Here is a 21,114-nt window from a genome sequence, read left to right as displayed (position 1 = left end):
TCGCGGCTGCAGTGAAAAGTGAGTCATACATGGCCAACGCTTTACCCGATCTAAAACTATTACGAATCTTTGCCAGCGTGGTCAGGCATCAGGGGTTTGCCACTGCGCAGCAGGAGCTCAACCTGTCGACTTCGGCCATCAGCACCTACATGAGCCAGTTGGAGGCCAATCTGGGTCTGGTGTTGTGCCACCGTGGCCGCGGTGGGTTCAGTCTGACCAGCAAGGGCGAGTTGTTTCATCAGGAAACCTTGCGTCTGTTGGGCGAGCTGGAAGGCTTCGAGCAATACGCGGCTGCGCTAAAGGGTGAGCTGCGCGGCACCCTGAACCTGGGCGTGATCGATTCAACGGTCAGCGATAAAGCCTTGCCCTTTGCCGAGGCCATTGGCGCTTACAGCCAGGAACATCCGGCGGTGCACTTGCACCTGTCCGTGATGAGCCCGTATGAGCTACAGCTCGGGGTGCAAGACAATCGGCTGGATCTGGCCATCGGGGCGTTTTCCTCGCGCATGAGCGGGCTGGTCTACCAGCCCCTGTACCGCGAGCAGCACTGGTTGTATTGCAGCACGCGCCATCCTTTGTTCGCCGAGCGACGAATTCCCGAGCCGGTGATCACCCAGCAACGCATGGTTGGGCGTGGGTATTGGAGCCAGGCCGAGCTGGCGCGGCACGGCTTTAAACACAGCGCGGCCACCGTCGACAGTATGGAGGCGCAACTGATCCTGGTGCTATCTGGCGCCTACATCGGCTATTTGCCCGAGCATTACGCCGAACCATGGGTCGAAAAGGGCGACTTGCGCGTGCTGCTGCCCGCCACCTTTGGCTATCAGGCGCCATTCTCGATGATCGTGCGCCGTGGCCGTAGCCGCGAGCCGCTGATTCAAACCTTCCGTGACCTGCTCAAAGCGCAGTTAAATCAACCTTGAATAAGAGCGTTATCGCTATGTCCCGTGCCCAATGCCCTCGTTGCTTGCGCCCGCAAACGCACTGCTTGTGCGCCTTGATCCCGCAATTGGACAGCCGCACCCGCGTCTTGCTGTTGCAACACCCGAGTGAGGTCAATCATGCATTGAACACCGCGCGGCTGGCCGCCCTGGGCTTGACCCATGCCGAGTTGCGGGTGGGCGAAGTGTTCGAGGATTTGTCCACGCTGCTCAACGTGCCGGGGTATCAGGCGCGGTTGTTGTTTCCGGGGGAGGGCGCGCAGTTGCTTGAGCCGGGCATGGCGGTGGATCAGCCACTGCTCCTGGTGGTGCCCGATGGTACGTGGCGCAAGGCGCGCAAACTGCTGCACCTTAACCCGTTGCTGGCGCAACTGCCGCGAGTGACCCTGCCCGAGGGCGCGGTGTCCCGTTACCGTCTGCGCAAGGCGCCGGGGCCTGGGGCCTTGTCTACCGTGGAAGCCATCGTTCAGGCGCTGGACATTCTTGAAGCTCCGGCATCCTTTGCACCGCTGCTGCGTCCGTTTGAAGCGCTGATCGAGGGGCAAATCGACGCCATGGGCGCCGACACCTACCAGCGCAACCACGTCTTAAAACGCTCTCTGTAGGAGCGAACTCGCCTCGTGATCTTTATGTCTTCAGCGTTTTTCCAGGGTTTTCTGTCGCAGGATATAAATGCTTACCAGTATCGCGCTGAGCAGCATGAACCCTCGTGCCCACGGCAATGGCACGAGATAGCAGGACACCCCGATGCTCAGCCACATCAAGCCAATGGCGTAGACCTTGGCCTTGAGCGGGATACCGTTGCCGTCGAGGTAGTCGCGAATCCATGGCCCCAGGCGAGGATGCTCGACCAGCCAGTGGTAAAAGCGCGGAGAACTGCGCGCAAAGCAGGCGGCAGCCAATAGAAGAAAGGGGGTAGTGGGCAACACCGGCAGGAAAATACCCAGTACTCCCAGTGCGACGCTCAGCCAGCCAATAGCAAACAGAACGTAGCGCAGCAGCCGCGAACGGCTGCTGAACGTGGGAGTGGGCATTGAATCAGTGGTGACGCGGCTTGAGAATCGCCGGTTTTTCGTCTGGTGCGTGGCACAGCAGGAACAGGGCGGTCAGGGCTTCCGGGATCTGGACGATCATGTCGTCCATCAGGTTGGCGTCCTGTGCGATATCGGAGAATTCAGGCTGGTCGTCGAACAACCCCGAACCGACCATGATCGGCAGCAGCATCTCGCTGACTTCTTCTTCGGCGGTTTCGAACCAGGCGGCTTCACGCAGGAATACGCCTTCCATGAAGCCGATGCACCAGCCGCGCAGATCAGACTCGTCTGGCTCATCGCCCAGGTCCAGGTCGCACGGCAGTTCGAACTCTTCATCGGAAGCCAGTTGGCGAGCGATGTGCTCCTTGAGTTTTACCAGGGTGCCTTCGATCTCGGCGCGTTGCGCCTCGTCCTTGTAATCTGGGGTTTCGGAGAAAATGGCATCGATCCATTCACGCTCCGGGACTTCCTCAGAACAGATGGAAAGGGCAGTCAGGTAGCCGTGAGTGGCGACGTAGTCCAGCGCCTCGTCATGCAGCTCGTCAGCGTCGAGAAAGGCTTGCAGGCGGGTTAGTTGCTCAGCGAAGGACATTAAGGGACTACCTAGAAAATAAACAATACTGAATTCTAGGCTTTCTTGAGCGCCCAAGCCAGTCGTTGAGCACATTTGCCATCACTTCCCGGTGATCGGTACTGCAATCACAGCACCCTGCACGATGGAGTGCTCGGGTATACTGCCGCGTTTTGTGATGCCCTGTGCTCAGTACAGCGGGTCCAGCGCTCTGCGCCCGAGCTTTTACACGAGGCTTGCGGCCGCGCCGGGTCCACTGGCGCAGGGGTGTTTCGGCGATTTCTGGAGTTTCTATGCTCGAACAGGCTCAACGCGTACTCAAAGACATCTTCGGCTACGACAGTTTCCGTGGCCGCCAGGGTGAGATCATTGAGCGCGTGGCCAGTGGTGGCGACGCTTTGGTGCTGATGCCCACCGGCGGCGGCAAGTCCTTGTGCTTCCAAGTCCCGGCGCTGTTGCGTGACGGTCTGGCGGTGGTGGTCTCGCCGTTGATTGCCTTGATGGACGATCAGGTCGCCACGCTGGAAGAACTGGGCGTGGCCGCGGCTTCCTTGAACTCGACCCTGAGCGCCGATCAGCAGCGTGACCTGGCCAGCCGGATTCGCCGTGGCGAAGTCAAAATGCTGTACCTGGCGCCCGAGCGTCTGGTGCAGCCGCGCATGATGGCGTTTTTGCAGAGCCTCGATATTGCGCTGTTTGCCATCGACGAAGCGCATTGTGTGTCGCAATGGGGGCATGACTTCCGCCCGGAATACCTGCAATTGGGTCAATTGGCGGAGATGTTTCCGCATGTTCCGCGCATCGCCCTGACCGCCACTGCCGACAAACGCACCCGCGAAGAAATCGTCACCCGTCTGCATTTGCAGAATGCGGAACGCTTTTTGTCGAGTTTCGACCGTCCGAACATTTTTTATCGCATCGTGCCCAAGGAACAGCCGCGCAAACAATTGCTGGCGTTTCTCTCGGAACGGCGCAGCGATGCAGGGATTGTCTATTGCCTGTCGCGCAAAAAGGTCGACGAAGTGGCGCAATTTTTGTGCGATCAAGGCTTCCCGGCCTTGCCTTACCACGCCGGTCTGCCCAACGAAACGCGAGCAGCCAACCAGAAACGCTTCCTGATCGAGGAAGGGTTGATCATGGTGGCGACCATTGCCTTCGGCATGGGCATCGACAAGTCCAATGTGCGTTTTGTCGCGCACCTGGACCTGCCCAAATCCCTTGAGGCGTATTACCAGGAAACCGGTCGGGCAGGCCGTGATGGCTTGCCGGCAGATGCGTGGATGGCCTACGGTCTGCAGGACGTGGTGATGCTCAAGCAAATGCTGCAAAACTCCGAAGGCGATGAGCGGCACAAGCGTCTGGAGCATCACAAGCTCGACGCGATGTTGGCTTTGTGCGAAGAAACCCGCTGCCGCCGTCAGACCTTGCTCGCTTATTTTGATGAAGACATGCCCCAACCCTGTGGGCATTGCGATAACTGCGTCGATGGGGTGCAAACCTGGGACGCTACAGAGCCTGCGCGTCAGGCGTTGTCGGCCATTCATCGCACCGGCCAGCGTTATGGCACGGGCCACCTGATCGACGTATTGCTGGGTCGCGAGAACGAAAAAATCCGTAGCGTGGGCCATCAGCATTTATCGGTCTTTGGTCTGGGCAAGGCCCGCTCCGAAGGGGAGTGGCGCACCTTGTTCCGCCAACTGGTCGCTCGTGGTCTGGCTGACATTGATATCGAAGGCTACGGCGGATTGCGGTTGAACGATAGCTGCCGCTCCCTGTTGCGCGGTGAGGTAACCCTGGAACTGCGCCGTGAGCTCAAGCCGCAAACTACGGTCAAGAGCAGCTCCGCCAGCCCGGCCAGCCAACTGGTACGCGGCGACGAACGCGAGCAGTGGGAAGCATTGCGCGCCTTGCGCCGCAAGCTGGCCGAAGAGCATGGCGTGCCGCCTTACGTCATCTTCCCCGATTCGACGCTGCTCGAAATGCTGCGCAGCCAGCCGACGTCGTTGTCCGACATGGCCAAAGTCAGCGGTATCGGTGCGCGCAAACTGGAGCGCTACGGCGAGGCATTCCTCGAGGTATTGGGCGGGCAGGTCGAGACCCCGAAAGTGGTCGCGGACATTCGCCACGAACTGATCAGCCTGGCGCGCGCAGGCATGACCCCGCTGCAGATTTCCGGGCAGTTGCAGTGTTCCGAGAAGAACGTCTACACCCTGCTGGCGGAAGCCATCGGCCGTCAGGAACTGTCGCTGGAACAAGCACTGGACTTGCCCGAAGAGCTGATGGAAGAAGTACAGGATGCCTTCCTGGACGGCGAGGGCGAGTTGCCAAGCGTTTCCAGCATTGCCGAACAGTTCAAGGGTCGAGTCCCAGAAGGCGTCCTGTATTGTGTGCGAGCCGCTCTGCAATCGGAGTTCGAGCTGTAAACGTTACTGGCATGTAACGAATTGATTGACGCTCAGGTCTTGCCTATGAGCAAGCTCCATGCTTAGCTGACTAACAATTAGTTTCACTATTTTTCAGTCTAAACATTGAGTTTTTTATGCCGTTAACCGATCAACACCGTTTTGGTATGCAGCTGGCCCAAATGTCCCGTGGCTGGCGCGCTGAGCTGGACCGACGCCTGGCCGGTCTCGGTCTATCGCAAGCCCGCTGGCTGGTGCTGCTGCACTTGGCACGCTTTGATGGCAAGCCTACCCAGCGGGAATTGGCGCAAAGCGTCGGGGTTGAAGGTCCGACTCTTGCACGTTTGCTCGACAGCCTGGAAGCTCAAGGGTTGGTGCAACGCCAGGCGGTACTGGAAGACCGTCGCGCCAAAAAAATTGAATTGAGTGAAACTGCCCGGCCTCTGATTTCCCAGATCGAGGCCATTGCCACTGCGTTGCGTCAGGAATTGTTTGTCGGCATTGACGAAGAAGAGCAACGCATCTGCATGCGCGTGCACAAGCGAATCCTCGAAAATCTCGAAAAAAACTGATTCCCATTCCCTATCTGTAGGCGCGAGCTTGCCTCGCGATCTTTTGATCGTTTAAAAGATCGCGAGGCAAGCTCGCTCCTGTAAGAGCACAGCTTAGAACGTCTGCCCCAGGTTCAGGTACAGCGCCTTCTGATTGTCATCGTTAAAGCCGTAGCTGAAGTTCAGCGGCCCCAGCGGTGTGTCGAAACCGATAAAAATGCTCGCGGCATTGATATAGCCACTGTCGAATTCGTTGTCATTGTTCCAGGCGCGGCCGCGCTCCAGGGACGCACCGGCATACAGTGGGAAATCCAGCGGCAGGTACGAACGCGGTGTCAGGCGCCGATAGTAGACAGCCCGTAGCAGGCTGATGTTCTGCCCCGAAATCGCATCCTCACGGAACCCGGACAGCTGCCGCGCACCGCCGAGCAAAAAGCTTGAGGTCACGACGTTGGCCTGGTCCAGCGTACGCCCGTAACGCCCGCCCAGAATCCAGGTGTTCGGCCCCGAACTCAGGGCCTTGTCGAGGTTGAATTCCCATTGGCGATAACGCTCGTCCGAGCCCAGCGCCGGGTCAAACTGGCGGAAGTTCAAGCTGATGTCTTCACCCGTGTGCGGGAAGTAAACGTTATCCAGCGAATCGAACGAGTACTTAACGTCATAAAAGCCTTCGGTGAAGCTGGTGCTCGGCAAATCACGCTCGCCGATTCGTACATCGGCCTTGCCCCATGCCTCACCGACGCCCACACGGATCTCACCGCTGTTGCCGATCTGGCGGCCCAGGTTCAAGCCAAATCCATAGCGCTCAAGACGGTATTCAGCAATCGGGTCGTTATCCAGAATGGCCTCGACGTTCTGCGATTGAGCGTTGATATACGGCGCCACAAAGAACCGCGAGCCCGCATCCAGCGGTTGATAGAACTCGCTGTACAGCTCTTGCTTATCGCCGATTTGCACCCGCGTCAGCCACTCGGCGCCCAGGCGGTTAATGCCATTGACCCGGTAGCTGGCGCCGAGGTTGAAGGCGCTGTCGCCGTGCATGTCATCCGAGAGGTTGATGCCCAGACGCAGGAAATCGGTGCCGCTGCGCTTGGCCCGGGCGCTGATCACCAGGGTGCGCTCCTGACCTTTGTGCACCACGCGGTACTGCACTTGGTCAAAGTAATCCAGGCCGTACAGTGTGCCCATGTCCCGTTGCAGACGTGCGAGATCCAAGGGCTCACCGACCGGTTGGCGGATGTAATAGCGGATCACTGAGTCGTCGATTTTCGAATCGTTCTCGATTTTGATCGCGGTAATCACCGGGGTCCGTTCTTCGGCAGAGCGGGCGATGCTCAGTTGCGCGTCGGCGGGTTGGCGCAGGCTGGCCAGACGGTTTTCGAGAATCTGCGTCGCGCGATAGCCGGCATTGATGATGTCTTCTGAGCGGCCAAAGTCCGTCGCGCCAATGCTCGCGAGCGACGGTTTGATCAGTACGTCGTCCGGTTTTAGCGTGGCCAGTTGGACCTCAGAGTTGCTGCGGGTCATCAGGGTGATGGACTGGTTAAGAATGTCGAAGACGGTGTTGAGCTCCTTGCGCCCGCGCAGCGGGGTGCCGATGTCCACCACGATCACTCTGTCCACGCCCATCTCCCGGGCGACGTCCACCGGGATGTTGTCGACCATGCCGCCATCGACCAGCAACTGGCCGTTGATTTCTACAGGGGCAAATACTGCAGGAATCGACATGCTGGCACGGATCACTTGCGGCAAGTGGCCTTTGCGGAACACCACCTTTTCGCCGTTGACGATGTCAGTGGCTACGGCGCGGAAGGGGATGGGCAGCTTGTCGAAGTCGCGTACGTCGCTGCTGTGTGCCAGCAGGCTTTCAAGCAGCAAGGACAGGTTCTGGCCCTGAATCACTCCCAAGGGCAGGCCCAGGCTGCCATCGTCACGGAAGCTAAGTTTTTGCCGGACCAGAAAATCGCGGTCATCCTGCTTGCGCCGAAACGGGATGTCCTCGCGAGCAGGGCTGTCGGACAGGGCTTGTTGCCAGTCGATGCTCAGGGCGAGCTTTTCCAGCTCATCAATTTTGTAGCCCGAGGCATACAGCCCGCCGATCACCGCGCCCATGCTGGTGCCGGCGATGGCATCAATGTGAATGCCTTGTTCTTCCAGGGCCTTGAGTACGCCGACGTGGGCCAGGCCACGGGCCGCACCCCCTGAGAGCACCAGGCCGATCTTCGGCTGGGGTTTATCGGCTGCAAACAGCGCCAATGGGGTTAAACACACGAGCAGGAAAATCAGCAAACGGCGCATCATGAGTCTCTGGGCAAGCGGCAAAGGCGGCTATTATAGCGGCGCCTTCAACCCCAGGAGTTTCATAAACATGACTGCCAGCAAGCCTCAAATTGTCATAACTTATTGCACCCAGTGTCAGTGGTTGCTCCGGGCGGCCTGGTTGGCGCAAGAGCTGCTCAGCACCTTTGCTGACGACCTGGGGCAAGTGGCGCTGCAGCCGGGCACAGGCGGTGTGTTCCGGATCACCTGTGACGACGTGCAGATCTGGGAGCGCAAGACTGATGGCGGCTTCCCCGAGGCCAAGGTGCTCAAGCAGCGGGTGCGCGATCAGATTGACCCCCAGCGTGACCTGGGGCACAACGACCGGGTTCAGTGAGCGGCTGAACCCTGTTCGACTTTTTTGAGCGTCTGGCCACTGGGCATGCGGCTCGACACTACGATCGCGACGATGATCAAAACCCCACCGATCAGCATGCGAAGCGTTGGGGTTTCATGGAACAACAGCCACGCCAGGGTGATGCCGTACACCGGCTCCAGGGCAAAGACCACGGCCGCTGTGCGGGCCTTGATCACCGCCAGGCTGGCGACAAACAGGCTATGGGCCACGCCTGTGCAGAACACTCCGAGCAAAGCGATCCACAGCCAATCCAGCGGCTGAACCGCACTCAGGCCTGGCGCTGCAAAGGGCAGCAGGCAAAAGGCGACCACCGCGTTTTGCCACATTGCCGCCTGGACTGCTGGCACCCGCCCGCTGTTGGCCCGGTTGTTCAGTGACAGCAGCGAAAACAGCAAGCCCGAGGCAACCGCCCAAATCAGCCCTTCAGTGGCCTGGCTGGCCAGGTCAAAGCTTGGGGTCACCAGAATCAGGCCGATGCTGACCAGTAGCACCAGTACTATTTCGTTGAGACGGATGCGCTCGCGAAAAATCAGCCCTTCAAGAATCACCGTAAACGCCGGAAAGCTGGCAAAGCCCAGGGTCGCAATCGCCACGCCGGCAATTTTCACCGAGACAAAAAAACTCACCCAGTGCCCGGCCAGCAGCAACCCGCTGACCAGCAAGTTGCGGGCGTCACGCAGTGCCAGCTTTTTCCAGCGGGTGCCTTTGGCCAGGGCAGCAAAGAAGGCCAGTGCCAGCACCGCGAACCCGGCCCGGCCAAACACAATAATCGAAGCCGACGCGGCGGCGAGTTTGCCGAACACGCCGGTCAGGCCAAACATCAGTGCGCCAATATGCAGGGCGCCCAAAGCGGTACGCGGAGTCATTGCAGTCCTTAAGTCGATACAAGCAAGGCGTGCAGTCTAAGGGTGGGGGGCGGAGGCTGTCTGTCGCCGGACTCGCGTCAGTTGTCGCCAGACTCGCGGCGCAGCTTTGACGGTGAAGCCCCGAACTCACGCAGCATGGCGGCGCTGAATGCGCTTTGCGACGCGTAGCCGACCCGGCTGGCGACTTCACCCATGGGCAGGGCGCTATGGCGCAGCAGCTGCAAGGCACAGTTGAGGCGACGCTGGCGAATGTAATCCATGGGCGTTAGCCCGCATTCACTGAGGAAGCGGCTGTGCAAGCGGGCGCAGGATAAACCGGCGACACGTGCCAGATCGATTACCTGCAACGGGTAAGCGAGGTTTTGATCGATGTAGGCATCCAGTGCGGCAAAAGGCAGGCGTTTTGCGGTCACCGGCGCGACGCTGTTGTTCAGACTTGCCAGCAACAGGATCGCCCCTTGGCGGGCAATCAGGGGATCGTTCACCGGGCTGTTGGCAAGCCAGCTCACCAACTGGTGTTGATTGGCGTCGAGGCTCAAGTGCCCGGCACTGTCGAGCAAGCGTCGGCTGGCGTCGGCATGACTGCCCAGCGACTCACCCAGCCAGTCCTGGCTCGGTACATCAAGCACCAGGCATTGGCTGCCTTGGTCACTGCCGCAGGTGTGATGCGCACCGGCGGGCACCACCACCAGGTGCTGTTGACGCAACAACGTACCGCGGCCGTCAATCTCGAAAGCGAGTGAGCCGGACAGACTGATCACCACCTGCGCATGCTCGTGGCTATGCGCGATCACCTCTTGGCGGTAGTGACGCAGTGACAGGATCTGGCCCATGCGGAACCTCTTGAGTAGACGCGCCCGGGTGGCGCGGGCTTGCAGTGTGCAGGTGGATCAATGCCGCCAGAACGCCGGAACACACAATACGAACACGGTAATGATCTCGAGGCGTCCGAGCAACATGCCAAACGACAGAATCCACTTGGCGGCATCCGGCAAGGTGGAAAAATTGCCGGACGGGCCGATGATCTCGCCCAGCCCCGGGCCCACGCCAGATACGGTGCTGGCGGCGCCGGTGAGGGCGGTCATCCAGTCAAGGCCCAGCATTGACAGCGCCAGTGCAATCACGCAAATGGTGATGGCGAAGAAAAACGAAAAGGTCAAAATCGAGCGCACGATTTCTTCGTCGAGGCGGTGCCCGTTGTATTTTTGCTTGATGACCGCACGCGGGTGAATCAGTTGGTTAAGGTTGGCCTTGAGCAGAATGTAAGCCACCTGAAAGCGGAAAATCTTGATCCCGCCCGCCGTAGAGCCCGAACAGCCCCCGATAAAACCCAGATAGAAAAACAGCATCAGTGAGAAGTTGCCCCACAGGCTGTAGTCACCCAGAGCGAAGCCGGTCGTGGTCACCACCGACGTGACGTTAAGTGCCACATGCCGGAAGGCGTCCCACCACGACATATCGGTGGTCCACCACATCCAGGTGCCCATGACGAACCAGGTCACCACCAGCAGCCCTAGCAAGCCCTGAACCTGTTGATCCTTGAACAAAGCCTTGCGATGGCCGCGCAAGGTGGCGACATACAAGGTGAAGGGCAGGCTGCCGAGAATCATCATCACGATGGCCACCCAGTGCACTGCCGGTTGTGTCCACTTGGCCAGAGACTGGTCGGAGGTGGAGAACCCCCCCGTGGAAATCGCTGACATTGCGTGGTTGATTGCGTCGAACACGCTCATGCCAGCCCACCAGAACGCCAGGCTGCCGAGGATGGTGATGCTGACATACGTAGCGACAATCAAGCGCGCCACCATGTGCGAGCGCGGCATGACTTTTTCTGAGCGGTCACTCGACTCGGTCTGGAACAGGCGCATGCCGCCGATGCGCAGCAAGGGCAGAATCGCCACCGCCATACCGATAAAGCCGATGCCGCCGAGCCAGTGCAGCATCGAGCGCCACATCAAGATCCCGGGGGTCATGGTGTCCAGCCCGCTCAACACTGTCGAACCGGTGGCGGTAATCCCGGACATGCTTTCAAAAAACGAGTCGGTGTAACTGATGTGCTGTGTCAGCAAAAACGGTAGCGCGGCAAAAATGCACACCACCAGCCAACTGGACACCGTGAGCAGATACATGTCCCGCGGTCGCAGGTGAACCTGCTCGGGGCGGCCCGGAATCACCAGTGCAAGCCCGGCCAGGAAGGTGATCAGGCTGGCCCAGAGAAAGGACGGCAGATCACTCATGCGGTCAAAAATGACCAGCGTCAGCATCGGCACAGACATGCTGACCGCGAGCGTAATCAGGAAGATGCCGATTACAAAACCGATAATGCGTAAAGTCGGCAATGCCATGAAATCAGCTCGGGCTTGAAGGGGGGCGCCATTCTACCTGTGGTCTGAGCGATGTAAACCGCCAGACTTTCGATGGATACCGTTAGAATAGCCGCACATTTTCTTCAGGAGGTGGCCAATGGAGGCTCTCGACGCTTTGCTTCACCGTGTTTCTGCTCCGCGCTTGCTTGATCCTGCGCCGACGGCCGAACAACGTGAAATCCTGTTCGCGGCCGCCTTGCGCGCTCCAGATCACGGCCAACTGCGGCCTTACCGGTTTTTAACGATTGAAGGTGAGGCGCGTAACCAGTTGGGTGAAATCCTCGCGCAAGCCGTGCAGGGGCAGGGTGGCGAAGTGACTCAGGCTGCACTGGACAAAGCGCGGGCTATGCCATTGCGCGCACCGCTGATCGTCGTGGTGGTGGCTCGCTTGCAGGATCACTTCAAAGTGCCCAAGTCCGAGCAACTGATTACCGCCGGTTGCGCGGCCCATGCCATTGAGCTGGCCGCGTTTGCCCAAGGTGTTGGCGCGGTGTGGCGCACCGGCGAGCTGTCATACAACGCGCACGTGGCCAAGGGGCTGGGTCTGGAAGACGGCGAAGAGGTGGTTGCGTTCCTGTACCTGGGCACCCCGCAGAACGACCTGCGTGATGCGCCAAAAGTGAACAGTGCCGAATTTGTAAAGGTCTGGTCAGCCTAAGCGTTGGCTCTATGAGTGGCCGTCCTGCCTTATGCGGGTTCCGGCTTTACTGCGCGATTGACCAGCGCGGTTTGACCTGGCCTCTTGGATCAAAGGCCAGGTCAAGATCAAAAAGTCGCAGGCAAGCCTGCTCCTGAAGTCTTTTGTCTAAGTGGCATTGGGCTCCACCGGCAGCTCCAGCGTGGCAACAAAGCCACCCTGCGGGTGATTGTCGAGCAGCAGCCGACCGCCGTGGCGCTCTGCAGCGCGGCGGGCAATCGCCAGGCCCAATCCATGCCCCGCAGCGGTCTGGCCCGGCGCGCGAAAGAACGGCTCACCCAGATGCGCCAGATACTCTTTGGCAACCCCGGGCCCGTGGTCGCGCACGCTGATGGTGATGTGTTCACCTGAGCGCTGGGCGGTCAATTCAATTGGCTGATCGTGTGGGTTAAAACGTTGAGCGTTGCGCAGCAGGTTGTCGACGGCGCGCTCGATCATGGTCGGCCAGCCGCTGATGCTCAGATCGGGCTCGGTATTGAGCTGCACCCGTTGTTCGGGCGCGGCCAAGGTGGCGTCCTTCTGGATGGCCGCAAGCAGCGGGGGCAATTCGATGTGTTCAGCGCTGGCCTGATCGGCATCCACCCGGGCCAGCGCCAGGATTTCACTGATCAAGGATTCCAGGCGATCACACTCGCGGGTCAGGCGCGGCCAGAGCTTTTCGCGCTCTTGCGGCCCGGCGCGTTCGGCCAAGGCCAATGCTATGCGCAGACGCGCCAAGGGTGAGCGCAGTTCGTGCGACACATCGCGAAGCAATTGCCGCTGGCTGCCGATCAAGCTTTGCAAACGTGCGCCCATGCGGTTGAAGTCGGTGGCAAGCACCCCGAACTCATCGCGCCGCGAAGCCAGTTGGGCCAGGCTGTTTTGCTGATAGGTGGTTTGCCCCAGGTCGTGGACAGCCCCGCGCAGGCGACTCAGCGGGCGGGTGATCGACAGCGTGACCAGCAAACTGAACAGGGTCAGCACCACCAGTGCGATCCCTAGCGCGCTCAGTGGCCAGATCAGGCTTTGACGATGCCAGGCATCCAGCTCCGGGTGTGGAATACGGTAAATCAGCAAGTAGGTTTCGGCTGTGTTGGGGCTGGTGTACTCCACGGTCAGTCGGCGCCACGGCAGTTGCTCCTTACCATGCCCCTGGCGGGCTTCCCAGACCGCTGCACGGCGTGGGAAGGTGCCTTCCACCACGGGATCACCGCTTTCATTAAGTACTTGGACGTCAATGTGATAACGACGCTTGCGACGTTCGAGGAAGTCCTGGGCGGCATCCGGGCCTTGGCTTTCGTAACGTTCAGTCCACTGTTGCGCCAGATTATGCAGGCCGGGATGGCGGCTCAGGATCCAGGCGTCTTGATTGAGCATATGCCCCAACAGAATCGACAGCCCTGCGACCAAAGCTATTGCCAGCCAAAAACTGGCCAGAATGCGCCAAAACAGTGAACGCACAGTAAATCCTCACACTTTATTGATGGAAACGACCAAAGCCCAACGACCGAAGGTCGTTGGGCTTGGTAAGACTGTAGATTATTGCGCTTTTACAGCTTGTTGAGCTTTCCACTCCTTGAACTGTTTCCATTCAGCTTGGCGTTCAGCGCGTTTTTTTTGAATTTCATCAAAAGTTTTTTGCTGATCAGGCTTGAGCAGGGCGCGAATCTCGCTCTGGGTTTTCTGATGCTTGGCAGCAATTTCGTCTTTCAGGGCTTTCTGATCTGCCGCTGGGAGTTTTTCCAGGTACTTCTCGACCAGTTGCTTACGTTCGCGCATTTGCTCGCCCATCAGCTTGCCGATCTGCTGGCGTTGGTCGCGGCTCAGGTCCAGTTGGCTGTAAGGGGCATCGCCTCGACCATGGTCACCGCCATGGCGTGGGCCCATTGGGCCGTCGCCACCTGGCATTGCCATTGCGACGGTTGGCAGGGCTGCAGCAAACATCAGAGCAATTAAAGTCTTACGCATGGTGTGTCTCCTTCGTTCGATTCCGGTGAATCCGGATGCGCCCAGTTTAGGGAGATCAAGGTCAATGGCTGTCAGTCGAGCGTAAAGCTTAGGTAAAGAGGGTTTGAAGGGAGGTTTACAAAATAGTTGTGATTATGGCGCGTACTCTGTGGCAGTTGCCGCAGGCTGCGTCCGATTGCGAAACGATCGTAAAGGCTCATGGCACGGACCGTGAAGTCTGGATTACGACTGTTTCGCGGCCTGACGCAGGCGCGCGTTGCTCGTCACCTGCTACAGGGTTTCGCCGCCTGCAACGGTTCTTAAACGCTATAGAAATAGCCCCGGCTGCGCAGTGCCATGATCCGGGGGCGACCGTCGGGATGCGGGCCGATCTTTTTACGCAGGTTGCTGACGTGCATGTCGAGGCTGCGGTCGTACAGGGTCAGTTTGCGTCCCAGCGCGATTTGCGCCAGTTCCTGCTTGTCCAGCGGCTCGCCCGGCTGACGCAGCAGTGCTTCCAGCAAGCGGCTTTCCGATACGGTCAGGGGAATGTCATGTTCGTCGATGGTGACCACGCCACGTACCGGGCTGAAGCACAGGTCGCCCAACTCCAGCTGGGTGGACACGGCAGCGGGGTGGCTGCGGCGCAAGACAGCACGCAAGCGGGCGGTCAGTTCGCGCGGGTCGCAGGGTTTGGCCAGGTAATCATCGGCGCCCAGTTCAAGGCCCAGAATGCGGTCCAGTGGCTCACCGCGGGCCGATAGCATCAGCACGGGCAGGTCGGGGTGATCGTTGCGCAGTTGCTTGAGCAGCTCCAGACCGCTGCCGTCTGGCAGCATCACATCCAGCACCACGGCGTCAGGGCTCGCATCGAGCAGCGCCTTGCGGGCACTCAGGCCGTCGTGGCAGGCGCGTACCTGGAAGCCTTCCTGGCTTAACCAACTGCTCAGAAGCTCGCAGAGCTCCTGGTCATCATCTATCAGTAACAGGTCGCTCATGTCTTACTCGATTTAGCCAGTGCCGACGCTGTACGCGTCGGCGACCGGCAAAAATACCGCGTTTATGGCAGGACTTTCTTGAACGGCTTGATGGTCACATTGTCGTAGACGCCTGCAGCCACGTAAGGGTCAGCATCGGCCCAGGTCTTGGCAGCTTGCAGGGAGTCGAATTCGGCCACCACCAGGCTGCCACTGAAACCGGCCGCGCCTGGGTCGTTACTGTCGATGGCCGGGTGCGGGCCAGCCAGGACCAGGCGACCAGCGTCCTTGAGTGCGTTCAAACGCTCAAGGTGAGCGGGGCGTGCGGCAAGGCGTTTTTCAAGGGAATCGGCTATGTCGGTGGAAATGATTGCGTAGAGCATGTCAGTCCTCGGATTTGGTGTTGGTCGGTGCAGAATCGGTGTCATGCATATGACGCGACAGATAAATGCCCTGAGCGACCAGGAACAACACGGTCATGCCCAGGCTGCCGAAGACTTTGAAGTCGACCCAGATGCTCTGGTAAGTGAAGGCCACGAACAGGTTGGCCGCGCCGCAGAACAGGAAAAAGCCGATCCAGGCCACGTTCAGGCGTGTCCAGATGGCATCTGGCAGGGTCACTGCGTGGCCCATGATGCGTTTGATCAGCGGCTTGTCGCCAATGAAATGGCTACCGGCAAATGCCAGTGCAAACAACCAGTTCACTACCGGAGCCTTCCACTTCAAGAAGGTTTCGCTGTGGAAGGCCAAGGTCAGGCTACCAAATACCAGACAGGCGATCAGGGTCAGCCATTGGCTCTTTTCGAGCTTGCGCTGCTTGATGAACAGAATGCCGTAAACCACCACCGAGCTGAGGATCAGCATCGCTGTCGCGCTGAAGATACCCCCGACCGTGAGGCTGTGCCCGGCGATATCGACGACGCGTGGTTCGATTTTGTAGACAACGAAAAACAGTAACAGCGGGATGAAATCGATGAATTGTTTCACAGTGGCAGCCAGAAGCAGGATGTGGCGGCATAATAACAAACATCAATGACAGCGAAAGCGTCAGCTAGAGGTTATTAAATCCCCGTGGAAATAGACTTGCATTGCCATAGCACGGCATCTGATGGCGCATTGGCGCCGGCGGCGCTGGTTGCGCGTGCGTTCGAGAAAGGTGTGCGAGTCCTGGCCCTGACCGATCACGATACACTTGAAGGCCTTGAAGAAGCCCGTACGGCGGCGCTGGCCTTGAACATGACGTTGATAAACGGCATTGAATTGTCCTGCACCTGGGGCGGCGCGACGATTCATGTGCTGGGGTATGGTTTTGACCTCAATGCCCCGGCCTTGCTCGAGGCCATTGCCAACCTGCATCAGGGGCGCTGGCTGCGCGCCGAAGAGATCAGCCGCAAACTGGCCCAAAAAGGCATGCCGGGCGCGCTGGAAGGCGCCCGGGCCATTCAGCAGGGGCTGGGTGACAGTGGTAACGCGCCAGCCCGTCCACATTTTGCCGATTATCTGGTCGAAGCCGGATACGTCAAAGACCGTGCCGAAGCGTTCCGCAAGTGGCTGGGTGCTGGCAAGCTGGGCGACGTAAAGCAGCATTGGCCGAGCCTTGAAGATACCGTCGGCACCTTGCGTGCGGCCGGTGCGTGGGTCAGTCTGGCGCATCCGTCGCACTATGATTTCACGCGCAGCAAGCGACGTCGGCTGATTGGCGACTATATTCAAGCGGGAGGTCACGCGATTGAGGTCGTCAATGGCTATCAACCGGCTGATCAGGTAGGAAGCCTGGCGATTCTGGCGCGTGAATTTGGTCTGCTGGTGAGTGCCGGCAGTGATTTTCATGGCCCTGGAGGTTGGTCCGAGATCGGCGAATACCGCCCCGTCCCGGAAGATCTGCCGCCATTGTGGTGTCGATTCAACTATGACCAGCCTGCTGCCACCGACTGAACAGGAACATAACGTGAGTCAATTTTTCCAGATTCATCCGGAAAACCCACAGCCACGTCTGATCAAACAGGCGGTCGAGATCATTCGCAAGGGTGGAGTGGTGATTTACCCCACCGATTCGTCCTACGCAGTGGGCTGTCAGATGGGGGATAAAAACGCGATTGAGCGCATCAAGCGCCTGCGTAACCTGGATGACAAGCACAACTTCACCCTGATGTGTTCTGGCCTGTCGCAACTGGGCTTGTTTGCCAAGGTCGATACCGAGGTGTTTCGTTTGCTCAAGGCACACACGCCGGGCCCTTACACCTTCATCCTGAACGCCACGCGTGAAGTACCGCGCCTGCTGTTGCACCCCAAGCGGCGTACCATCGGCATGCGCGTGCCACAGCATCCGATTGCGCTGGCGTTGCTTGAAGAGCTCAACGAGCCGCTGATGAGTGTCACGCTGATCCTGCCGGACGACGCCGAGCCCATGGAAGACCCGTATACCATTCGTGACGTGCTGGAAAAACATGTCGACCTGATCATCGATGGCGGTTTTGGCGGCCACAAGGCCTCGACCGTGATCAGTCTGGTCAATGATGAGCCCGAAGTCGTTCGGGTAGGGTGTGGTGATCCAGCACCGTTTATGGTCGAGGCCTGATGTCAGAGCTAGAACCTGCAGACGTGATTGATGATCAGGCCGGTGCCCAGCAAGAGCTGCCGTTTGCCATGGTCTATGGCCAGGCCGTCATTGAAATGCCGATGGACCTGTACATCCCGCCGGATGCGCTGGAGGTGTTTCTTGATGCCTTTGAAGGCCCGCTCGACTTGTTGCTGTACCTGATCCGCAAGCAAAACATCGACATTCTGGATATACCCGTGGCGGAAATTACCCGTCAGTACATGGGCTATGTCGAGTTGATGAAAACCGTGCGACTTGAGCTGGCTGCCGAATACCTGGTGATGGCCGCCATGTTGGCCGAGATCAAGTCGCGCATGTTGCTGCCGCGTTCGGCCGAGGTTGAAGAGGAAGAGGGCGATCCGCGTGCCGAACTGATTCGACGTCTGCAACAGTACGAGCGATTCAAGGCCGCCGCTGAGGGCATCGATGCCTTGAGCCGGGTTGGGCGAGATGTCATTGTGCCCAAACTCGACGCGCCTGAAGCGCGTGCGCGCAAACTGTTGCCGGATGTCGCGCTAGAAGAACTGCTGATGTCCATGGCCGAAGTGCTGCGGCGCACGGACATGTTTGAAAACCATCAGGTCAGCCGTGAAGCCCTGTCTACCCGCGAGCGCATGAGTGAAGTGCTGGAGCGCCTGAAAGGTGGCGGATTCGTGCCGTTTATTGAGCTGTTCACCGTCGAAGAGGGTCGTCTGGGTGTGGTCGTGACCTTTATGGCCATTCTGGAACTGGTCAAGGAATCGCTGGTCGAGCTGGTCCAAAATGAGCCCTTTGCGGCAATCCACGTGCGGGCGCGAGCCGAATAAAGAGCTGAAACCATGAATCTGACTGAACCTCGCGAACTGGCACCGCTGCTGGAGGCTTTTTTGTTGGCCTCCGGAAAACCGCAGAGCCTTGAGCGGCTGTTTGAGCTGTTTGAAGAAAACGAGCGGCCCGAGCCGCCGGTGTTCAAGAAAGCCCTCGATTTGCTGCGCAAGTCCTGTGATGGCCGCGCCTTTGAACTCAAGGAGGTGGCCTCGGGTTATCGCCTGCAAATCCGCGAGAAGTTTTCACCTTGGGTCGGGCGGCTGTGGGAAGAACGTCCGCAGCGTTATTCGCGGGCGATGCTCGAAACCATGGCGCTGATTGCCTATCGTCAGCCCATCACCCGTGGCGAGATTGAAGATGTGCGGGGTGTGGCGGTCAACAGCCATATCGTCAAGACCCTGCTTGAGCGCGAGTGGATTCGGGTCGTGGGTTACCGTGACGTGCCGGGCAAGCCCGCGATGTTTGCGACAACCAAGGCGTTTCTGGACCACTTCAACCTGAAAAACCTCGATGACTTGCCGCCTTTGGCCGAATTGCGTGAGCTGGAACCGGACCCGGTCCTCGACTTCGACGACGCACCGGTGCCCGAGCATCTGCAAGCCCTGGCGGACGAAAGCCTGGAGCCCGAAGAGCCCAAGGAAGAAACCAGCTTCCGCACCTTGCTGGTGGAGCTGGACTCGATGGAGGAAGGTCTTAAGACAGACTTTGATGATCTGTTGAGAGAAGAAGCAGTTGTAAGCGTTGAGCTGCAAGCGGCAAGTGAAGAACAAGTGCCCGAACCGCAACCTGAGCCAGAGCCACAGCCTGAGGCTGAGCCACGGCTCAGCGCGGCGGAGCTGGCGCGTGATCGCTTGCGTGCAGCCGTAGCGGCTCTGGAGGCCCGCGCCGCCCTGAGTGAAGAAGAGCTCGAGGCACAGGCCCTGGCCGAGGCCATCGAACAGGAGCGCCGCGATCTCGAAGACTGACGCACGCCCCTGTAGGGGCGAGCTTGTCTCGCGATCTTTTGATCTTTAAAAGTTCGCGAGGCAAGCTCGCTCCTACAGGGATTTTGGGAGATTGCACCATGAAAAACCCCTGCATCAGCCTCTGCAAGTTCACCGATGACATCTGCATCGGCTGCGGGCGCAGCAAGCGTGAAATCAAAAGCTGGAAGAAACTCGACAAGGATGAAAAGCGTGCCGTGATGGCCGAAGCCGCCTTGCGTCTTCGGGCCCTTAAGGCCACCGGTCGGCGGAAAAAGAAGTAAGCCGGCGGCTTCACGGCTACTCGTTGATGCGTAATGGCCAACATCGGCGTATGATTCGCGACCCCCGCATGCTCGTTCGAGCCGCAGGACCTATTTTTAATACCTCAGGCCAGGCCTGAGTTGACACACCGGGAGGTGCCCAGATGAGTGATCTAGACCCTAAAGACAGCCAGGAAATGGCTCCAGCAGGCGAAAAACTGCAAAAAGTGCTCGCCCGTATCGGCGTCGGCTCGCGCCGTGACGTAGAAAGCTGGATCAGCCAGGGCCGCATCAAGGTCAATGGCAAGGATGCAACCCTTGGTCTGCGCGTAGACCTGCACGACGCCATCTCCATCGATGGCAAGGTGATCAAGCGTGAAGAGGCTGCCGAGTCGGTGCGCCGCGTGATCATGTACAACAAGCCGGACGGTGAAATCTGCACCCGTGACGACCCAGAAGGCCGTCCGACCGTGTTTGACAAGCTGCCGCGCCCCAAAGAAGGCCGCTGGATCAACATCGGTCGTCTCGACATCAACACCACAGGTTTGTTGATGTTCACCACCGACGGTGAGCTGGCCAACCGTCTGATGCACCCTTCCTTTGAAATGGACCGTGAATACGCTGTTCGTGTGCGTGGCGAAGTCGATGACGACATGATCGCGCGCCTCAAGGCGGGTGTCGTGCTGGAGGACGGTCCGGCGCGTTTCACTGATATTCAGCAAGCACCGGGCGGCGAAGGCTTCAACCATTGGTACCACTGCGTGGTGATGGAAGGTCGTAACCGTGAAGTTCGTCGTTTGTGGGAATCCCAAGGCTTGGTGGTCAGCCGTCTGAAGCGCGTGCGTTTCGGTCCGGTGTTCCTCAACTCCGACTTGCCGATGGGGCGCTGGCGCGAAATGAGCCAGTACGAAATCGACATTCTCAGTGCAGAAGTCGGCCTCACGCCGGTGGCCTTGCCTGAAATGAACGCCAAGAGCAAAGACAAGCTTGAGCGTATGCAGCGCAAGTCTTCGCGCCCTGTGGCGCGTGCAGACCGCGTTGCGCGGACCTTGCGACCGGCCAATGGCGAGCCTTCGGCACCGCGTCCGGCGCGTCAGCCGCACATTGAAGGCGAGCGTCCAGGTCGTCCGGCCCGCGATGAGGCTGCCCGTCCGGCACGCAAGCCAGCCGGCCGTACTGACCGTGTGCCTGCGGGCCGTGGTGCGCCCATCGCCGAGCGTCCAAGCGAAGTCAACAAACGTCCAACCAAGCCAACCCGTACGGGGCCAAAACTGGTTGATGACGCGCCGTCTGGCAAACGTCGTGGTGCGCCGGTAGGTTCCGGCCAGCGTCCAGGCTCTGGCCGTCGCAAGCCTGAGTAAACGCTCAGTGTTGTAAAAAAACGCCAACCCCCAAAGGGTTGGCGTTTTTTTATGCCCAGAAAATAAACACCTCCAGTAGGAGCGGGCTTGCCTCGCGATCTTTTGATCTGCGAA

General features: G+C 59.2%; 23 protein-coding genes. 12 read left to right on the top strand and 11 right to left on the bottom strand.

Features of this window, described 5'->3' with window-relative positions; all coding sequences use genetic code 11:
- Positions 1-29 precede the first annotated feature (29 nt).
- Entirely contained in the window at positions 30-923 is an 894-nt protein-coding gene (locus tag NTD86_RS01995) for a LysR family transcriptional regulator (RefSeq protein WP_048371511.1), read from the top strand.
- A 17-nt stretch (positions 924-940) separates the two neighbouring features.
- Positions 941-1,546: a tRNA-uridine aminocarboxypropyltransferase gene (locus tag NTD86_RS01990; RefSeq protein ID WP_262200480.1), complete on the top strand. Its 606-nt coding sequence runs from the start codon at positions 941-943 to the stop codon at positions 1,544-1,546.
- A gap of 30 nt (positions 1,547-1,576) precedes the next feature.
- Here NTD86_RS01990 and NTD86_RS01985 read toward each other — a convergent pair whose 3' ends face one another.
- Positions 1,577-1,975, bottom strand: coding sequence for a YbaN family protein (locus NTD86_RS01985; RefSeq protein WP_262200479.1), 399 nt, complete (start codon positions 1,973-1,975; stop codon positions 1,577-1,579).
- Positions 1,976-1,979: 4 nt separating this feature from the next.
- Positions 1,980-2,567: a YecA family protein gene (locus NTD86_RS01980; protein ID WP_262200478.1), complete on the bottom strand. Its 588-nt coding sequence runs from the start codon at positions 2,565-2,567 to the stop codon at positions 1,980-1,982.
- Between the two features lie 272 nt (positions 2,568-2,839).
- Here NTD86_RS01980 and recQ point away from each other — a divergent pair, with 272 nt between their 5' ends.
- Together recQ and NTD86_RS01970 are read left to right on the top strand one after the other, a co-directional pair.
- On the top strand, positions 2,840-4,969 hold the full coding sequence (gene recQ / locus NTD86_RS01975) for a DNA helicase RecQ (RefSeq protein WP_262200477.1): 2,130 nt from the start codon (positions 2,840-2,842) through the stop codon (positions 4,967-4,969).
- A 116-nt stretch (positions 4,970-5,085) separates the two neighbouring features.
- Positions 5,086-5,520, top strand: coding sequence for a MarR family transcriptional regulator (locus NTD86_RS01970; protein ID WP_262200476.1), 435 nt, complete (start codon positions 5,086-5,088; stop codon positions 5,518-5,520).
- 93 nt (positions 5,521-5,613) lie between these two features.
- Here the strand turns inward: NTD86_RS01970 and NTD86_RS01965 are convergent, their stop codons facing one another.
- Positions 5,614-7,797: a patatin-like phospholipase family protein gene (locus tag NTD86_RS01965; RefSeq protein ID WP_262200475.1), complete on the bottom strand. Its 2,184-nt coding sequence runs from the start codon at positions 7,795-7,797 to the stop codon at positions 5,614-5,616.
- Positions 7,798-7,867: 70 nt separating this feature from the next.
- Here NTD86_RS01965 and NTD86_RS01960 point away from each other — a divergent pair, with 70 nt between their 5' ends.
- The gene (locus tag NTD86_RS01960; RefSeq protein WP_262200474.1) at positions 7,868-8,155 is read left to right on the top strand and encodes a SelT/SelW/SelH family protein; all 288 of its coding nucleotides are present in this window, start codon (positions 7,868-7,870) and stop codon (positions 8,153-8,155) included.
- Here NTD86_RS01960 and NTD86_RS01955 read toward each other — a convergent pair.
- From NTD86_RS01955 to NTD86_RS01945, 3 genes are all read right to left on the bottom strand, one after another.
- Positions 8,149-9,042, bottom strand: coding sequence for a DMT family transporter (locus NTD86_RS01955; RefSeq protein WP_262200473.1), 894 nt, complete (start codon positions 9,040-9,042; stop codon positions 8,149-8,151). The genes NTD86_RS01960 and NTD86_RS01955 overlap by 7 nt on opposite strands.
- Positions 9,043-9,119: 77 nt before the next feature.
- Entirely contained in the window at positions 9,120-9,875 is a 756-nt protein-coding gene (locus NTD86_RS01950) for a helix-turn-helix transcriptional regulator (RefSeq protein WP_262200472.1), read from the bottom strand.
- A 57-nt stretch (positions 9,876-9,932) separates the two neighbouring features.
- Positions 9,933-11,387, bottom strand: coding sequence for a TrkH family potassium uptake protein (locus NTD86_RS01945; protein ID WP_262200471.1), 1,455 nt, complete (start codon positions 11,385-11,387; stop codon positions 9,933-9,935).
- Between the two features lie 118 nt (positions 11,388-11,505).
- Here NTD86_RS01945 and NTD86_RS01940 point away from each other — a divergent pair, with 118 nt between their 5' ends.
- On the top strand, positions 11,506-12,066 hold the full coding sequence (locus tag NTD86_RS01940) for an NAD(P)H nitroreductase (RefSeq protein ID WP_262200470.1): 561 nt from the start codon (positions 11,506-11,508) through the stop codon (positions 12,064-12,066).
- 147 nt (positions 12,067-12,213) lie between these two features.
- Here the strand turns inward: NTD86_RS01940 and NTD86_RS01935 are convergent, their stop codons facing one another.
- The 5 genes from NTD86_RS01935 to NTD86_RS01915 form a co-directional block, all read right to left on the bottom strand.
- A complete protein-coding gene (locus NTD86_RS01935; RefSeq protein ID WP_262200469.1) occupies positions 12,214-13,545 on the bottom strand; it encodes a sensor histidine kinase in 1,332 nt (443 codons plus the stop codon).
- 78 nt (positions 13,546-13,623) lie between these two features.
- Positions 13,624-14,052 (bottom strand): Spy/CpxP family protein refolding chaperone, encoded by a 429-nt coding sequence (locus tag NTD86_RS01930; RefSeq protein ID WP_262200468.1) that lies wholly within the window; start codon positions 14,050-14,052, stop codon positions 13,624-13,626.
- Positions 14,053-14,351: 299 nt separating this feature from the next.
- Positions 14,352-15,029, bottom strand: a complete 678-nt coding sequence (locus NTD86_RS01925) for a response regulator transcription factor (protein ID WP_262200467.1) — start codon at positions 15,027-15,029, stop codon at positions 14,352-14,354.
- A gap of 62 nt (positions 15,030-15,091) precedes the next feature.
- Positions 15,092-15,391, bottom strand: coding sequence for a YciI family protein (locus NTD86_RS01920; RefSeq protein WP_262200466.1), 300 nt, complete (start codon positions 15,389-15,391; stop codon positions 15,092-15,094).
- A gap of 1 nt (position 15,392) precedes the next feature.
- Positions 15,393-15,995 (bottom strand): septation protein A, encoded by a 603-nt coding sequence (locus NTD86_RS01915; protein ID WP_262200465.1) that lies wholly within the window; start codon positions 15,993-15,995, stop codon positions 15,393-15,395.
- Between the two features lie 84 nt (positions 15,996-16,079).
- Between NTD86_RS01915 and NTD86_RS01910 the strand changes: the two genes are divergently transcribed.
- The 6 genes from NTD86_RS01910 to rluB all read left to right on the top strand — a co-directional run bounded on the left by NTD86_RS01910 (position 16,080) and on the right by rluB (position 21,000).
- Entirely contained in the window at positions 16,080-16,943 is an 864-nt protein-coding gene (locus NTD86_RS01910) for a PHP domain-containing protein (protein WP_262200464.1), read from the top strand.
- Between the two features lie 13 nt (positions 16,944-16,956).
- Positions 16,957-17,586, top strand: coding sequence for an L-threonylcarbamoyladenylate synthase (locus NTD86_RS01905; RefSeq protein WP_262200462.1), 630 nt, complete (start codon positions 16,957-16,959; stop codon positions 17,584-17,586).
- Positions 17,587-17,714: 128 nt separating this feature from the next.
- Entirely contained in the window at positions 17,715-18,413 is a 699-nt protein-coding gene (locus NTD86_RS01900; RefSeq protein WP_262200542.1) for a segregation and condensation protein A, read from the top strand.
- 12 nt (positions 18,414-18,425) lie between these two features.
- Entirely contained in the window at positions 18,426-19,379 is a 954-nt protein-coding gene (gene scpB, locus NTD86_RS01895) for an SMC-Scp complex subunit ScpB (RefSeq protein WP_262200461.1), read from the top strand.
- Between the two features lie 98 nt (positions 19,380-19,477).
- Positions 19,478-19,660, top strand: coding sequence for a DUF1289 domain-containing protein (locus NTD86_RS01890; RefSeq protein ID WP_262200460.1), 183 nt, complete (start codon positions 19,478-19,480; stop codon positions 19,658-19,660).
- A 143-nt stretch (positions 19,661-19,803) separates the two neighbouring features.
- A complete protein-coding gene (gene rluB / locus NTD86_RS01885) occupies positions 19,804-21,000 on the top strand; it encodes a 23S rRNA pseudouridine(2605) synthase RluB (RefSeq protein WP_262200459.1) in 1,197 nt (398 codons plus the stop codon).
- The last annotated feature ends 114 nt before the right edge of the window (positions 21,001-21,114 follow it).

Origin of the sequence: Pseudomonas sp. 7P_10.2_Bac1 (assembly GCF_025465935.1) — a bacterium.
GTDB lineage: Bacteria > Pseudomonadota > Gammaproteobacteria > Pseudomonadales > Pseudomonadaceae > Aquipseudomonas.
The sequence above is the reverse complement of the archived record's forward strand: the minus strand, read 5'-3'. Positions and strand labels throughout refer to the sequence as shown.